Genomic DNA, 15,343 nt, shown 5'->3' with positions numbered 1-15,343 from the left:
CCCGCCACCGCCCAGAACTACACCCTCCATACCGAGGTCAAGATCATGGAAGACGGGCTTGCAACTCGCCCACGACGCTAAACGCAGCGGCGTTGATGGGCTGGTCGGACCATCCGGCTCCCGGCCCCCGCACCCTAGCGCGATCGGCGCGGGTGCGGGGGCCGAATCGTTCACTCTCTGCGGCGGGTCGAGCACCTCCGGTACTCCTGTGCGGCAGGAGGGATGTGTCCTTGATCTTCAACCGGCTTCGCACCCGCAGAACCGCCACCGCCCCGAGCGGCGGCTGTCCGTACGCCCACGCCCACAACCACGTCGGTGCACCGGGCGCGTTCCCGCAGCCCGCCCCGGCGTCCGCACCGCAGACGCCGGGACCGCAGACGTCGGAACCGCGCCCGTTCGAACCGCAGACGTCGAGACCGCAGACGCCCACACCGCACCGCCCGGGCCCGCAACTGCCGCCCGAGCCACCGCCGTTCACCGACCCGGAGCAGGCCGCCGAGTTCATCCGCCAGTTCCACCGCGAGCAGCCCGCCGCCGGTGCCCCGAAGCCGCGGCTGCGCGCCGTCCTGGACGAGATCGACCGCACCGGCAGCTACCTGCACACCCCCGCCGAACTCGCCTACGGCGCCAAGCTCGCCTGGCGCAACGCCGCCCGCTGCATCGGCCGGCTGTACTGGCGCAGCCTGGTGGTCCGCGACCTGCGCCACCTCTCCTCGGCCGACGACATCGCCACCGAGTGCTTCGAGCACCTGCGGACGGCCGGCAACGGCGGGCGGATCCGCCCGGTGATCTCGGTGTTCGCCCCCGACCGTCCGGGCCGACCGGCCGCCCGCATCCTCAACCAGCAGCTGGTCCGCTACGCCGGGCACCAGGTCGACGGCGCCGTGGTCGGCGACCCGGCGGGCGCGGTGCTCGCCGCCCGGGCCCGCGACCTCGGCTGGAAGTGCGCCGAGGAGCGCTTCGACGTGCTGCCGCTGATCATCCAGGAGCGCCCGGGCGAGCGCCCCGTCTGGTACGAGCTGCCGGACGGCACCACTCTGGAGGTGCCGCTCAGCCACCCCGGGTACGAGTGGTTCGCCGAACTCGGGCTGCGCTGGTACGCGGTGCCCGCGATCAGCGACATGACCCTGGAGATCGGCGGCGTGCGCTACCCCACCGCGCCGTTCAACGGCTGGTACATGGGCACCGAGATCGGCGCCCGCAACCTCGCCGACGCCGACCGCTACGACATGCTCGGCACCGTCGCCGAGCGGCTGGGCCTGGACACCTCCAGCGACCGCACGCTCTGGCGCGACCGCGCGCTGATCGAGCTCAACATCGCCGTGCTGCACTCCTTCCAGGAGGCCGGGGTGACGATCGCCGACCACCACACCGAGTCGGAGCGCTTCCTCAAGCACATCGCCCAGGAGAAGCGGCTCGGCCGCCCGACCCCGGCGGACTGGAGCTGGATCGTGCCCCCGGTCTCCGGCGCCCTGACGCCGGTCTACCACCGGTACTACGACCCGGTGGACCCGGAGCAGCGGCCGGCCTTCACGGCCCGCGAGCCCTGGTAGGACCGGCCCGGCCCGGTCCGGCAACGGCACCGGCACCGGCACCGCGAACGCGCGCCGGCACTGCGAACGCGCGGCCGCGCGGCGAACGCCGGGCGGGGCTGCGAACGCACGCCGGGGCTACGCCCTCGCGGCGAGGCGCTCGAAGCGCAGCACGAGTCCGTCCAGCAGCGCCTCCAGGCCGGTCTCGAAGGCACCCTCGTCCACCGTCCCCCGGTGCCCGGCCAGCCGGTGCGCCTCGCCGAGGTGCGGGTAGTCGGCCGCGTCGTAGACCCCGGCGTCCGACGGGAAGCCGGCCGCGAAGGAGGCGAGCGCGGAGCCGGTGACGAAGTAGCGCATCAGCGCGCCGATCCGGGTGGCCTGGCCGCGCGGCCACCCGGACTCGACCAGGTGCCCGAAGACGGCGTCGGCCAGGCGCAGCGCGTTGGGCCGCCGCCCCGGGCCCTGGGCGAGTACCGGGACGATGTTGGGGTGGGCGGCCAGCGCGGCACGGTAGGAGCGGGCCCAGTGGCGCAGCGCCTCCGGCCAGGTGGTCGTCGGCCTCGCCGGCCCGGTCGGGGGGCCGGGGTCCGCGCCACCGCTGAACATCGACAAGTCGACTTCGCCGATGACGCTGTCCACCACCGCGTCCAGTAGCTCGTCCTTGGTGGCGAAGTGGTTGTAGAGCGAGGGCCCGCTGACCGACAGCTCGGTGGCCAGGCGCCGGGTGGAGAGGGCGTCCAGCCCCTCCTCGTCGATCAGCCGCAGGGCGGCGGCGACGATGCGCTCGCGGCTGAGCAGCGGGGTGCGCGGACGGGCCATCGCGGTGACTTCCTCCGATTCCTCCGGCCGGCTCCTCCGGTCGGGTGGGTGGGGGACCGATTCTGACAGCTGCCTCTTCCCAGCGCGGGCCGCCCGGGGCTACAGTCCCCCCGTAAAACTTGCAGCGCTAGTTTATCGGCCCGAAGCGTCCACCGGGCCCGAGTCGGGAGCCGCCGTGAACCTGGAGTTGTCCGAGGAGCAGAGCGCCGTCCGGGACCTCGCCGCCGCCTTCACCGACCGCGAGATCGTGCCGTACGCCGCCGAGTGGGACCGCGTCGAGTCCGTGGACCGGGCGATCATCGGCAAGCTGGCCGAGCTGGGCTTCCTCGGCCTGACCATCCCCGAGGAGTACGGCGGCAGCGGCGGCGACCACCTCGCGTACTGCCTGGTGCTGGAGGAGCTCGGGCGCGGCGACTCGGCCGTGCGCGGGATCGTCTCGGTCTCGCTCGGCCTGGTCGGCAAGTCGATCAACAGCTACGGCACCGAGGAGCAGAAGCGGCACTGGCTGCCCCGGCTCACCTCCGGCGAGTCGCTCGGCTGCTTCGCGCTCACCGAGCCCGGCACCGGCTCGGACGCGGCCAACCTGACCACCCGGGCCGTCCGCGACGGCGACGACTGGCTGATCAGCGGTGCCAAGATGTTCATCACCAACGGCACCTGGGCCGACGTCGCGCTGGTCTTCGCCCGCACCGGCGGCGGCGAGCCCGAGCAGCGGGGCCACCGGGGCATCACCGCCTTCCTGGTCCCCACCGACCTGCCCGGCTTCGGCCGCACCACGATCCACGGCAAGCTCGGTCTGCGCGGCCAGGCCACCTCCGAACTCGCCCTGGACGGCGTCCGGGTGCCCGACAGCGCCCGGCTCGGCGAGGTCGGCAAGGGCTTCACGGTGGCGATGGCGGCGCTGGCCAAGGGCCGGATGTCGGTCGCGGCCGGCTGCGTCGGCATCGCCCGCGCCTGCCTGGAGGCCGCCGTGCGCTACGCGGGCGAGCGCGAGCAGTTCGGCCGGCCGATCGCCTCGCACCAGCTCGTCCAGGAGCTGTTGGCCGGCATCGCGGTGGACGTCGAGGCCGCCCGGCTGCTCACCTGGAAGGTCGCCGACCACATCGAACGCGGCCTGCCCTTCGCCACCGAGTCCTCGATCGCCAAGCTCCACGCGAGCGAGGCCGCCGTCCGGGCCGCGAACAACGCGCTCCAGGTGTTCGGCGGCTACGGCTTCATCGACGAGTACCCGGTCGGCAAGTACCTGCGCGACGCGCGGGTGATGACCCTCTACGAGGGCACCAGCCAGATCCACCAACTGCTCATCGGGCGTGCCCTGACCGGCGTCAACGCCTTCTGACCCCCTCCCCCCGATAAGGAGCACGACGTGCGTCCCGTCTACTTCGCCGCCGCCCGCCGCACACCCATCGGCCGGCTGCGCGGAGCGCTCGCCACGGTCCGCCCGGACGACCTCTCCGCCACCGTGCTGCGCGCCCTGCTCGCCGACGTCCCCGCCCTCGACCCGGCCCGGATCGACGACGTCTACTGGGGCGCCGCCAACCAGGCCGGCGAGGACAACCGCAACGCCGCCCGGATGGCCGTCCTGCTGGCCGGCCTGCCGGAGAGCGTTCCCGGAGCCACCGTCAACCGGCTCTGCGCCTCCGGCCTGGAGGCCGTCACCCTCGCCGCCCGGGCCATCGGCTCCGGCGAGGCCGACGTGGTGCTGGCCGGCGGCTGCGAGTCGATGACCCGCGCCCCCTTCGTCCTGCCCCGCCCCGACGAGGCGCTGCCGCACCGGATCGAGACCTACGACACCCGGCTCGGCTGGCGGCTCACCAACCCGCGGATGGCCGAGCTGCACGGCGTGCTCAGCATGGGCGAGACCGCCGAGGAGGTCGCCAGCCGGTACGGCATCGGCCGGGAGCGCCAGGACGCCTTCGCGCTGCGCAGCCACCAGCGGGCCGCCGCCGCCCGCAAGGACGGGCACTTCGACGCCGAGCTGATCCCGGTCGAGCGGCCCGACGGGGTGACGGTCGGCCAGGACGAGGGCATCCGCGAGGACACCAGCCTGGAGAAGCTCGCCAGGCTCAAGCCGGCCTTCCGCCCGGGCGGCACCGTCACGGCCGGCAACGCCTCGCCGATGAACGACGGCGCGGCCGGGCTGGTCCTGGTCAGCGAGGAGGCGCTGCGCGACCTCGGGCTGCAGCCGCTCGGCCGGTACGTGGCCGGGGCCTCGGCCGGGGTGCACCCCGACGTCATGGGCATCGGACCGGTGCCCGCGACGCGGAAGGTGCTCGGACGGGCCGGCTGGACCCTCGCCGACCTGGACACCGCCGAGCTCAACGAGGCCTTCGCCGCCCAGGCGCTGGCCTCCGCCGACGGCATCGGGTTCAGCCCGGAGCAGGCCGACGAGGTGGTCAACCCGAGCGGCGGGGCGATCGCCCTCGGCCACCCGCTGGGCGGCTCGGGCGCCCGGATCCTGACCACCCTGCTGCACCGGATGCACCGCACCGGCGCCCGACGCGGCCTGGCCGCGATGTGCGTGGGCGTGGGGCAGGGTACGGCCGTGCTGGTCGAGAACGTCTGAGGGAGTTTCCAGTGATCGGAGGAACTGACATGGCCCGTTTCACGGGGAAGGTCGCCGTGGTGACCGGCGCGGCGCAGGGCATCGGCGCGGCCACCGCCCGCCGGCTGGCGGAGGAGGGCGCGGCGGTCGCTGTGGTCGACCTGACCGCCGAGCGGGCGGCCGGGACGGTCGCCGAGATCACCGCCAAGGGCGGCACCGCCCGGGCGTACGGCTGCGACGTGGCCGACTACGACTCCGTCGACGCGGTGTTCGCGCAGGTCGCGGAGGAACTCGGCGGGCTGCACATCCTGGTGAACAACGCCGGGATCACCCGGGACAACCTGTTTTTCAAGATGCCCAAGTCCGACTGGGACGCGGTGCTGACGGTCAACCTGACCAGCGCGTACAACTGCAGCCACGTGGCGCAGAAGTACATGGTGGCGCAGAAGTACGGGAAGATCGTGTCGCTCAGCTCGCGCTCCGCGCTCGGCAACCGGGGCCAGGCCAACTACGCGGCCGCCAAGGCCGGCATCCAGGGGCTCACCGCGACCCTGGCGATCGAGCTCGGGCCGTTCAACGTCAACGTCAACGCCGTCGCCCCCGGCTACATCGCCACCGCGATGACGGCGGCCACCGCCGAGCGGGTCGGCGCCACCGCCGAGGACCACCAGACCGAGGTGGCCGCCCGCACGCCGCTGCGCCGGGTGGGGCAGCCGGAGGAGATCGCGTCGGTGGTGGCCTTCCTGGCCAGCGAGGACGCCTCGTACGTGAGCGGGCAGACGCTGTACGTCAACGGTGGGGCCCGGTGACCCGAGGGAGGCTTACCCGAGGCCGGTCAACTTGGTAAACTTGGCCAACTCGGTGAAAAGTGTGAAATCGGTGAGACTTGACTGACGATTGGTCAGTCGGCCGTCCCAGATGCGGGGTTACCTTCTCCTGGGACGGCCTTTACCTTTTTGCGTGGCCGATCAGGACCATGCCATTGATGGGACTACCCCACTAAATGACTATGGCATGATCATGCGGCAGTCGATGGGATGGCCGGACCGACCCGACCGGACCAAGGTCGGGCCCTGCGCCCCCCTCAAGGAGTCCCATGGGCAGCCCCGCTACCCTCCGACGTGCCCTGGCTCTGCTCGCCGTGGGGGCCACCGCCCTCACCGCCGGCACCATCGCCGTACCGGCTGTCGGCGCGGCGACCGCCGCCCCCGCGCACGACTACTCGGGCGTCCACGTCCGCCCCGCCTCCTTCGGGCACCACCTCGCCGCCGCCCGCCCGGCGCCGCTGAGCACCACCCAGTGCGTCAGCCAGATCGGCATCCACTGCTACTCGCCCGTCCAGTACCAGGCCGCCTACAACCTGGCGCCGCTGTACAAGGAGGGCATCACCGGCAAGGGCCGCACGATCGTCATCGTCGACTCCTTCGGCTCGCCGACCATCCAGCACGACCTGGAGGTCTTCGACAAGCAGTGGGGTCTCAAGGACACCCAGGTCGAGGTCCGCAAGTGGGGCAACGTCCCCGCCTTCGACCCGAAGAACCCCGACCACACCGGCTGGGCCGGCGAGACCACCCTGGACGTCGAGTACGCCCACGCGATCGCCCCCGACGCCCACATCGTCCTGGTCGAGACCGGTGTCGCCGAGACCGAGGGCACCACCGGCCTGCCCGAGATGATGGACGCCGAGAAGGACCTCATCAAGAAGGGCGTCGGCGACGTCATCTCGCAGAGCTTCGGCGCCACCGAGAACACCTTCCCGGGCTACGACAAGGGCGACTTCAAGTCGCTGACCGACCTGCGCTACGCCTTCAAGGCCGCCGCCGACCGCAACGTCACCGTGCTCGCCGCCTCCGGCGACAACGGCGCCACCGACTCGCAGACCAACGGCACCGACCTGTACCCGTTCAAGGTCAACTCCTGGCCGTCCTCGGACCCGCTGGTCACCTCCATCGGCGGCACCCAGCTGACCCTGGACGACAACGGCAAGCGCACCGCGGCCGACAAGGTGTGGCACGACAAGTCCGGCGCCGGCGGCGGCGGCGTGTCCGGCATCTTCAGCCGCCCGTGGTACCAGACCGGCGTCGCCAACGTCACCGGCGAGCACCGCGGCACCCCGGACATCAGCATGAGCGCCGCCGTCGACGGCGCCGCCTGGACCTACGAGTCCTACGACCCGACCGCGGTCGGCTGGCACCTCACCGGCGGCACCAGCGAGGCCACCCCGCTGTTCTCCGGCATCGTCGCGCTCGCCGACCAGCTGGCCGGCCACCGCCTCGGCCAGCTCAACCCGAGCCTGTACGGCCTGAGCCTGCTCCCGAGCCAGTGGAGCGGCATCGTCGACGTCAAGGACGGCGACAACGGCTGGGGCGGCGTCACCGGCTACAACGCCACCGAGGGCTACGACCTCGCGAGCGGCCTCGGCACCATCGACGGCGCCAAGTTCGTCCACGCGCTCGCGGGCGACATTCAGGGTGACGACGACCAGCAGTGAGTAGTGGCCGGTTGCGGTGGGTGCGTGACGACTGCGACCGGCTTCTGACAGCTGACAAGTAACAGCGAACGGATAACAGATTTCGAAATCTGTTATCCGTTCGCTGTTTTCTGTCTTCTGTCTTCTGTCTTCTGTCTTCTGTCTTCTGTCTTCTGTCTTCTGTCGGCTGGTGGCTGGTGGCTGGTGGCTGGTGGCTGGTGGCTGGTGGCTGCCGACCGTCAGGCGGCAGCCACCGGGCGTCAGGCCTACTCGGCCGGGGCCGGGCCCGCGGCCAGCTGGGCGAGGTGGCGCTCGGCGGCGCGGAGCTTGCGGCCGTCGCGGCCGGGGAGGTAGGCGCGCAGCTCGATGATCTCCGGGGCGATGCGGATGGCCTCCGTACGGTCGGTGATCGAGCGCCAGCAGGCCTCGGCGTTGGTGGCCGCCTGCTGGGTCTCCGGGTGGTTCGCGCCCTGGGAGCGGAGCAGCGTCAGGGCGACCTCGCGGTAGATGTCGGCCGCCTCGGCCGTTCGGCCCGCGAGCCGGCACACGTGCGCGCGCACCTGCCGCACCTGGAGGACGGGCTCGGAGACGGCGCCGTGCTCGGCGATCGCCTCCAGTTCGAGTGCGAAGGCGAGGTCGGTGGCGGCGGCGTGGTCCCCGGCTTCGGCGCTGCGGACGATCCGTCCGATGACCTCGCGGTAGTCCGCGCGGGGCGCGTTGGCGGCCGGGGTCCCGGCGGCAGCCTCGGCCGGGGTCTCAGTCAGTGCAGGCGGCTGATCGGCGGGCGCCTGCTCGGCCGGGACCCGGTCCTGCGGCACCTCGCCCGTCGACACGGCTTCGACCGGTACGACGTCGACTCGTACGGCCTCGGACGGTACGGCGTCCTGGGGCTCCTCCGCGGCCTCGACGGCCTCGACGACCTCGGCAACCGGCTCAACCGGCTCGGCGACCTCCTCAACCGCCGGAACGGCCACAGCCGCCTCGACAGCCTCGTCCACGGGCTCCGACTCCGGCTCCGGCTGCGTCTTGCGCAGCGTCACGCCCGCCGGCCGCACGGTCTCCGCCGCCGGCGCATCGGCCGGGACGGGCTTGTACAGGCTCATGCTCGACGCCTCGTCAGGCTGCTCGCCCGCCTTCACCAGGCTGACCGGCTTGGCCGGTCGCGGCGGCGTGGGCGGCACGCCCGGCTTGATCAGGCTCACCAGGCCGTCCACCGACGGAGCCGGCACCGGCCACTCGGCCACCGCGCCGTGCAGCCCGGCCTGACCCGGCAGCGGCGGCACCGGGGGCAGCGGACGCTCCGCCGCGACTGCGTCCGGCACCGCGACGCCGTCCGTCACCGGCATGGCGTCCACCGCCGGAACCGCGTCCGCCATCGGCACGGCGTCCATCACCGGCAGCACCTCGGCCGCCGGGACCTCGCCGCGGCGGGCGGTGTTGCGGAAGACCGGGCGGTCCGGGACGTGCGTGGCCAGGATGACCACGTCCGGCCGCAGCACCGAGTAGACCTGCTGCCGCAGCTGCTCGGGCGCGAGCACGTCGCCCGCGCCGGGGCGGCCGCCGTGCAGCGCCTCGATCAGGGCACGGGTGAAGGTGCCGATCTGCTCCGGGTCCGGGCTGACGACCGCCCACAGCGGGATGCCCTCGCTGAGCGGCGAGACGGTGCCCTGGAGGTACGGCCAGGCGTTCTGATCGGCGCTCAGGTCGGCGATGACCAGGGTCTGCCACTCGGCCGGACGGTGGCTCAGCTCCGCGGCGACGGCCTGCCAGGGCAGCCCGTCCTGCTTGGAGTCACGCAGGGTCAGCTGGAGCTGGCCACCGCGCTTGTCGGCGACCACGTGCCCGCCCAGGTGCACCAGCAGCGGCCCGGGGTGCCGGGAGGCGGCGCGCAGGTGGGCGAGGACGGTGTGCGGGTCGCTGGCGCCGGGGAGGTGGACGGCGTCCACCGCGTCCGCGGCGAGCAGCACCTGCGGCGAGACGGCGGCCAGCATCGCGGACAGCACCGGCGCCTGGGCCGGTCCGCCCCGGCCCCAGGTGCGGCGGCCGGAGGTGCCGTACCCGCCCTCGATCACCAGGATCCGGCCGCGCGGCGCCGTGCCCAGGCCGCCCAGCCCGCCCGTACCGGCGGCCGCGCCACCCGGGACGGTGAACGGCGGCGGCGTGGCCGAGGCCGGCGCGCCCGCGGCAGGCAGGCCGGTGAGGGTCCATCCGGTGGGCGCGACCGGCGGCGCGACCGGCGGCGCGGGCGGCACCGACGAGGGCACGCTCGGTGCCGCCGAAGCTGGGGGCGCCGGGGGCGCGGGCGGCGGCTCGTACAGCGCGGCGGGCCCGGGCGGGTGCTCCTCGGCGGGCAGGCGGGCGGGCGGCGGCGGTACGGCGTCCCAGGGGCCCGAGTCCGCGGCCGGCTCGGGACCTCCGGAAACAGCTGTCGTCTCCGCCATCTTCTGGTCACCGCCCCGCCCCGCCGCTGCCGCGGCGTCTGATGCCCTTGCCTGCGTGGTGCCTGCCACCACGTTCCGTGCGCGCCACCCTACGAGATCCCGGCACACCCGTTCCAGGCCGGGTGCCGATCGGCGTGCTACCCGGCCCGCAACGCCCGCTATCGTGCCGCCATGACCGGCTCCGATGCGCCCCTGCTCTTCCTCGACGTCGACGGACCGCTCATTCCATTCGGCGCCCCGCCCCCGGGCGGCTACCCCACCTACCCGGGCCTGGAGCCCTCCGGGAACCCGCTGGTGGCCCGGGCCGACCCGGCGCTCGGGCGGCGCTTGCTGGCCCTGCCCTGCGAACTGGTGTGGGCCACCACCTGGCAGGACGATGCCAACGACTGCCTCTCGCCCCGGCTGGGCCTACCACAACTGCCCGTCGTGGACTGGCCGGTGGCGGACGACGGTGCCGGCGGGAACGGCGGACCGCACTGGAAGACCCGCCCGCTGGTCGCCTGGGCGGCCGGACGCCCGTTCGCCTGGGTGGACGACGAGATCACCCCCGCCGACCGCCGCTGGGTTGGGGCCCACTCCCCCGCCCCCGCCCTGCTGCACCGCGTCGATCCCCGAGTCGGGCTCACCGAAGCCGATTTCAGCACCATCGACGCCTGGCTGCACACCACCTGAGCCGCTCTCGGACGCCCCGGTACTGCGCGCCATCGGCGGATGCCACGCAGTCGGGACCGGTGCCCCTGGGGCTGCAGGTTCCGTGGCTTCGTGAGCACTGCCCCTTGTCCGGATGCCGGCATCCGGGCGCGGCGAGCAGCGGTGGTGTCGACGGCTGGGAGCAACGATCCACCGCACCATGGCCGTTGCACATCGAGGCCCTTCCCGGCGAGCACACCGACCGCTGCGGCCTGCGCCCACACGGAGCACTACTCATCCGACCCGACGGCCACATCGGCGCCCGCTGGCGCGACCACCCGTCGAGCGACGCCGCCCTCCGCCAGGCCCTCACCGCAATCACCCGCTGGACACCCTAGGAGCCGGCCAGCAGGTCACGCAGCAGGGCGACCGTGTCGGCGTCCAGGTCGCGGCCGGTGCGGCGGCTCAGGGCGTCCAGGCGGTTGACGGCGCGCAGGAGTTGGTCCCGGGCGCCGGCCGAGGCGTAGGCGTAGAAGAGGTCCCGGTGCAGCAGCTCGACGTCCGGGGCGACGGCGAGGCCGCGGAAGACGGCGGCCTCGGCGCTGCGGTGGTCGCCGTACTGGAGGCGGCGGGCGGCGAGTTCGTGGGCGGTGTCGACGATGGCGGCGATCATGTCCTGGCGCTCGGCCTCGGCCCAGCCGTAGGAGGCGGGCGGGGCCTCGGCGAACGGGGCGCCGCGGACCAGGGCCAGGGCGTGGGCGAGGGCGGCGTCGGCGGTGGCGCTGGTGCTGCGCATGCCGCGCCGGTAGAGGCTGCGGAACTCGTCCCAGTCGCAGGTGACGGCCGGGGCGAAGGCGTAGCCGTCGGTGGCCGCGGTGGACAGGTAGGCGCGGCCCTCCCCGGAGGCGCCGAACCAGGCCGCCAGGTCGGCGAGTTTGGCCGGGAGCGGGCTCTTGGCGTCGGCGGCCGTGGGGTGCGGGTCCAGGTGCGCGGCGCCGGGGTGCAGGTCGTGGTCGAGCGCGTGGTGGTCGGAACCGGGGCGCAGCGCGAGGTAGACGGCGAGCTCGGTCAGCCGGGACAGCGCGCCGGGTTCGACGGTGCCGAAGGTGCCGGCCACGTCGATCGGGCCGAGCAGCCGGATCCGGGGGGCGTTGCGCGGGGTGTGCGCCTCCGGGGAGCGGAGGATGGCGAGCAGGTCGTCGCTGTCGCTGCGGCCAGGGGTGGTCCGGGCGACCGGCGCGACCGCGGCCGGTCCGGGCTCCACCGCCGGCTCCACCCGCTCCTCGGTGTCGGCCGCGCGCTCCGCGACGGAGCCGGGCTCCGGCCGGGACGGCACGCGCGGGTCGACGCCGGTGGGCGCGGGCGCGCTCTGGTGCGTCGGGGCGGGCTCGGCGGGCACGGGCTCGGCGGGCACGGGCACGGGGACGGGGACGGGCACGGGCTCGGCGGGCGCCGGGGCAGGATCGGCAGGCGTCCGGGCGGGCACGAGAACGGGTACGGCGGCCGACTGCGGCGCCACGGGCTGGACCGGCTGGACGGGCTGGACGACCGCCGGGGCGTCGGCCGGCATCACCTCAGCAGCCTCAGCAGCCTCGGCCGTGTCCACCGGGGCGTCCGTGGAACCGACCGGCTCGCCCGGCAGCCGCAGGTCGCGGGTGGTCTCATCGGCGGCCTGCCCGGCCTCGGCGGCGCCCTGCTCGGTCTCCGTGGCGGCCATCCCGGTCTCGGTCGCCGCCTGCCGTCCCTGCCCGTTGACGGCGAACCTCGCCGGGCCGGCCGGTGTCGGGGCGGGGACCGGAGCGGGGGCGGGCATCGCCGGGTCGGTGCCCGCGAACGGGCTGACGCCGGTGCCGATGACCCGGGTCAGCAGCCGGGGCCCGGCGGCCGTGTCCGCACCCTCCCCGGTCTCCCCTGCCTCGCCTGCCTCCGTCGCCGGAGCGCCGACGACGGCCAGCACCGGTACGACGGGCGGCAGTTCGGCGGTGTCCGGGTCGTCGTCCGGATCCGGGTCGAGGCCGGGACCGTCCAGGGTCCAGGCCGGCGCCGGGTGCTGAGTGGCGTCGTCGGCGGCCCGGAGGAGTTCGGCGATCTGGTCGTACTGCTGTCCGTCGAGCCGCTGGAGTTCGACGGACAGGTGCAGGCCGGGGATGGCGGCCTGGCCGGTGGTGGGCAGGGTCCAGCGGGCGACCGGGCCGGTGCCGCGCTCGGGGGCGAGGGTGATGACGGCGACGCAGGTGCGCGGACGGGCGTCCAGCAGACGGCCGAGTTCGGCGGGGGTGCCGCCGCCGGGCTGCTGGGCGCAGAGCACGATCTCGGGCACCCAGGACTCGTCCGCCTGCCCCCGGCTGCGGGCCTCGCGCGGGCTGGCGGCCTCGGCGGCGATCAGGGTGGCACGGGCCTTGGCGGTGCGCGGGCCGAGGGCGGCCAGCGCGGCCTCCAGGGTGGGGTGGCGGTGGACGCGCTCGGCGGCCGGGCCGCTGATCGGTACCTCCTCGGCGAGGTCCACCAGGTGCAGGTGGAGCCGGTCGGCCAGCGGGCTGTGGGCCAGTTCGATGGCCAGGGTGCGCAGGACGTCGCGCGCGTCGTCGGGGTGTCCGGAGAGGTGGAGCAGCCGGACGGCCTCCAGGTCGGCGAGGACCACCGAGCCGTCGGGTGAGGTACCGAGGGTGACCAGCGCCGGGTAGGGCGCGGCGGTCTTGCGGGCCTGGGCCGCGCTCAGCACGTCGCCGGACTCCTCGCTGCACCACCAGACGTTGGCGGCGTGCGCGGCGCGGAACGGCGCGATCGGCGTGGCCGGTCCGGACAGGTGCAGCTCGATGGTGTGGCCAGGGGTGATCCGGGCCGCGACGATGGCCGGCAGCCGCTTGCCGCCGCGCACGGTGTTGCGGGCCAGGGTACGCAGGGCGCGGTCCAGCAGTTCGAGCCCGGCCTGGTCCTGCCGGACGATCAGCTCGTTCTCGAACGCGGCGGCCTCGGCGGCGGGCATCGCGATGCGGTGCAGGGGGCGGCGGGCGCGCAGCTGGGTGCCGCGCTTGTAGGCGACGGTGCCGACCATCATGGCGGCGAGCAGGACCCCGACGGTGGAGGCGGCCAGGGCGACGGTGTAGTCGCCGTCGGACGCCGGGTCGGCGTGCGTGGCGGGGGCGGGCGCGGGCGTGTGGGCGGGAGCGGGTGTGTGGGCGGGCGCCGGCGTCTGGGCGGCCGGGGCGGACTGCGACGCGCCCGGCGTCGGGGCGGCCTGCGTCGGGGCGGGGGCGGGCGTCTGCTCCGGCGTCGGCGTCTGCTCGGGAGCGGGCGCCGGAGCCGGCGTCTGGGCGGCCGGGGCGGCCGCCCCCGGCACCGTGAGCACCGTCCCGGGCTCCAGTACGTCCGGGTCGGTCAGCCGTTCCCCGTCCGGCGCCTGCACCCCCTTGTTGGCCTCGAAGAGCTTCGGCCAGGCCCCACCGTCCCCCAACTCCCGCTGGGCGATGGCCGACAGGCTGTCCCCGGCCTGGACGGTCACGGTCTTCTGCCCGGCCGCGCCCGGCTCCGTCCCGGCCCGCGGCGACTGCGCGGGAGCCGGGGCCTGCGCCTGACCGGCAGCCGGAGCGGGGGCCTGAGCCGGGGCCTGCGCGGGCGCCTTCGCCTCGTCCGCCTTGGCGTCCGTCGGCATCAGCAGCTCCCAGCCGGGCTGGATCGGCCGGTCCGCGTCGAAGCGGACGCCGGAATCGTCCATCACCCGGCCGTCGTTGAGCTTGGCGATCTCCACCCACCGCTCGCCGGAGCCCAGTTGGCGCTCCGCGATGGACCACAGGCTGTCCGCCGGCCGGCTGTCCCGGACGGTGTACGTAGGGTGCTGCTCGGCCGCCGGGCTCAGCGCGGGCGCGGACTGGGCGGCGGGCAGCGCGGCCCGCTGCACGCCGGGGGTCAACTGCGCCTGAGCCACTGGGTGGTGGGCCGGCTCCGACACCGCGGCGAAGGCCGAACCGGCCACCGGCAGCAGCGCGAGCACCGAGCCGACCAGCCCGGCGGCGAGCCGCTGGCTCCAGCCGAAGGCCGGGATCCGCCGGGCGATCCGGCCGCGCAGCTGGGCCGGGATCTCCAGCAGGACGGAGAGCGCGAAGCACGCCCAGGCCAGCCACCCGACCACCACCAGCAGCCAGAGGAACAGCCGCCCGTCGTCCGGACTGGTGAGCGCCTCGCCCACACCGCCCGGGGCGACCTCGCCCATCGAGGCGACCGCGTGGGTGCCGTACAGCAGCAGCGCGGGGACGCCGAACAGCAGGGCGAGCAGGGTGACCAGCGCGGCGAGTGCGGTGATCAGCGCGCCGCCGCGGCCGCGTCCGGCCCGGTGCGCGCTTCGACCCCGACCCCTCGCGGTTCGATCCCGGTCGTTCCCCGGCCCGGTCCCGGTCCGGCCGGTACGGGCCGGGGTGGTTCGGGCCTGGTCCTTGGCACGTGGCGCGGCCATCAGTCGGTCTCCGCTTTCTCGACTCCGTGGACGAGGGTCGCACTGCCCTTGCCCGTTACCTTCCGCTGCCCGAGGGCGCCCAGCAGGACCGGCCGGTAGTCGGCCCGCACGGTGACGGTGACGACCTTGCCGTCACCGGAGAACTCGACGCCGTCGGCGTGCAGCCCGTACAGCCCGAGGTAGGCGTCGGCGGCCTGCTTGACGTAGTCCTGCCGAACCTTGAAGCCCTTGCCCTGCAGCACGGCCGCCTGGTCGAGCTGCTGGCCTCCGACCCGCGCGGCCTCCTGGGCGTACGCGTCGGTGCGCTCGGCGACCCGCAGTCGGCCGCCGGCGTCGATCACCAGGGCGATGACGAGTACCAGGTAGGCCGCGCAGATCGCCACGAAGAGGGCGACCGCGCCCCGGTCCGACCGGCGAAGGCCCGGGTGAACCCGGCGATCCCGATGAACCCGGCAA

10 protein-coding genes are annotated in these 15,343 nt (G+C 74.5%); 6 read left to right on the top strand and 4 right to left on the bottom strand.

All coding sequences use genetic code 11. From position 1 onward, the window contains the following. The first annotated feature begins 452 nt into the window (after positions 1 to 452). Positions 453 to 1,553 carry a nitric oxide synthase oxygenase gene (locus tag ACGF12_RS03025; RefSeq protein WP_393024661.1) on the top strand — a complete coding sequence of 367 codons (1,101 nt, stop codon included), beginning with the start codon at positions 453 to 455 and terminating at the stop codon, positions 1,551 to 1,553. A 117-nt stretch (positions 1,554 to 1,670) separates the two neighbouring features. On the opposite strand, the gene ACGF12_RS03020 is transcribed toward ACGF12_RS03025, so the two are convergent. Beyond that, positions 1,671 to 2,351, bottom strand: coding sequence for a TetR/AcrR family transcriptional regulator (locus tag ACGF12_RS03020; protein WP_393024608.1), 681 nt, complete (start codon positions 2,349 to 2,351; stop codon positions 1,671 to 1,673). 175 nt (positions 2,352 to 2,526) lie between these two features. On the opposite strand from ACGF12_RS03020, the gene ACGF12_RS03015 reads away from it, so the two are divergent. The 4 genes from ACGF12_RS03015 to ACGF12_RS03000 all read left to right on the top strand — a co-directional run bounded on the left by ACGF12_RS03015 (position 2,527) and on the right by ACGF12_RS03000 (position 7,387). Next, complete coding sequence (locus tag ACGF12_RS03015; protein ID WP_393024605.1) at positions 2,527 to 3,690, top strand: acyl-CoA dehydrogenase family protein; 1,164 nt, start codon at positions 2,527 to 2,529, stop codon at positions 3,688 to 3,690. A 27-nt stretch (positions 3,691 to 3,717) separates the two neighbouring features. Next, a complete protein-coding gene (locus ACGF12_RS03010) occupies positions 3,718 to 4,917 on the top strand; it encodes a thiolase family protein (protein WP_393024602.1) in 1,200 nt (399 codons plus the stop codon). Positions 4,918 to 4,946: 29 nt separating this feature from the next. Then, complete coding sequence (fabG, locus tag ACGF12_RS03005) at positions 4,947 to 5,705, top strand: 3-oxoacyl-ACP reductase FabG (RefSeq protein WP_387615472.1); 759 nt, start codon at positions 4,947 to 4,949, stop codon at positions 5,703 to 5,705. A gap of 287 nt (positions 5,706 to 5,992) precedes the next feature. Next, the gene (locus ACGF12_RS03000) at positions 5,993 to 7,387 is read left to right on the top strand and encodes a S8 family serine peptidase (RefSeq protein ID WP_393024597.1); all 1,395 of its coding nucleotides are present in this window, start codon (positions 5,993 to 5,995) and stop codon (positions 7,385 to 7,387) included. A gap of 245 nt (positions 7,388 to 7,632) precedes the next feature. On the opposite strand, the gene ACGF12_RS02995 is transcribed toward ACGF12_RS03000, so the two are convergent. Further along, positions 7,633 to 9,807 carry a hypothetical protein gene (locus tag ACGF12_RS02995; RefSeq protein WP_393024594.1) on the bottom strand — a complete coding sequence of 725 codons (2,175 nt, stop codon included), beginning with the start codon at positions 9,805 to 9,807 and terminating at the stop codon, positions 7,633 to 7,635. A 171-nt stretch (positions 9,808 to 9,978) separates the two neighbouring features. On the opposite strand from ACGF12_RS02995, the gene ACGF12_RS02990 reads away from it, so the two are divergent. Further along, on the top strand, positions 9,979 to 10,479 hold the full coding sequence (locus tag ACGF12_RS02990; RefSeq protein WP_393024591.1) for an HAD domain-containing protein: 501 nt from the start codon (positions 9,979 to 9,981) through the stop codon (positions 10,477 to 10,479). 352 nt (positions 10,480 to 10,831) lie between these two features. On the opposite strand, the gene ACGF12_RS02985 is transcribed toward ACGF12_RS02990, so the two are convergent. Both ACGF12_RS02985 and ACGF12_RS02980 read right to left on the bottom strand, forming a co-directional pair. Beyond that, positions 10,832 to 14,887 carry a LysM peptidoglycan-binding domain-containing protein gene (locus ACGF12_RS02985; RefSeq protein ID WP_393024588.1) on the bottom strand — a complete coding sequence of 1,352 codons (4,056 nt, stop codon included), beginning with the start codon at positions 14,885 to 14,887 and terminating at the stop codon, positions 10,832 to 10,834. Beyond that, positions 14,887 to 15,270 carry a hypothetical protein gene (locus ACGF12_RS02980; RefSeq protein ID WP_393024585.1) on the bottom strand — a complete coding sequence of 128 codons (384 nt, stop codon included), beginning with the start codon at positions 15,268 to 15,270 and terminating at the stop codon, positions 14,887 to 14,889. Before ACGF12_RS02980 ends, ACGF12_RS02985 begins: the two co-directional genes overlap by 1 nt. Between the last annotated feature and the right edge of the window lie 73 nt (positions 15,271 to 15,343).

This window comes from Kitasatospora sp. NPDC048296 (assembly GCF_043201815.1).
Taxonomy (GTDB): Bacteria; Actinomycetota; Actinomycetes; order Streptomycetales; family Streptomycetaceae; genus Kitasatospora.
Note: the sequence above shows the minus strand (reverse complement) of the source record. Positions and strands in the feature narration are given on the sequence as shown.

What these genes read in the sequence shown, in the direction of transcription:
- ACGF12_RS03020 (WP_393024608.1), bottom strand. Translation starts at nt 2,351, where the DNA reads ATGGCCCGTCCGCGCACCCCGCTGCTCAGCCGCGAGCGCATCGTCGCC.
- ACGF12_RS02995 (WP_393024594.1), bottom strand. Translation starts at nt 9,807, where the DNA reads ATGGCGGAGACGACAGCTGTTTCCGGAGGTCCCGAGCCGGCCGCGGAC.
- ACGF12_RS03000 (WP_393024597.1), top strand. Translation starts at nt 5,993, where the DNA reads ATGGGCAGCCCCGCTACCCTCCGACGTGCCCTGGCTCTGCTCGCCGTG.
- fabG (WP_387615472.1), top strand. Translation starts at nt 4,947, where the DNA reads ATGGCCCGTTTCACGGGGAAGGTCGCCGTGGTGACCGGCGCGGCGCAG.
- ACGF12_RS02990 (WP_393024591.1), top strand. Translation starts at nt 9,979, where the DNA reads ATGACCGGCTCCGATGCGCCCCTGCTCTTCCTCGACGTCGACGGACCG.
- ACGF12_RS02985 (WP_393024588.1), bottom strand. Translation starts at nt 14,887, where the DNA reads ATGGCCGCGCCACGTGCCAAGGACCAGGCCCGAACCACCCCGGCCCGT.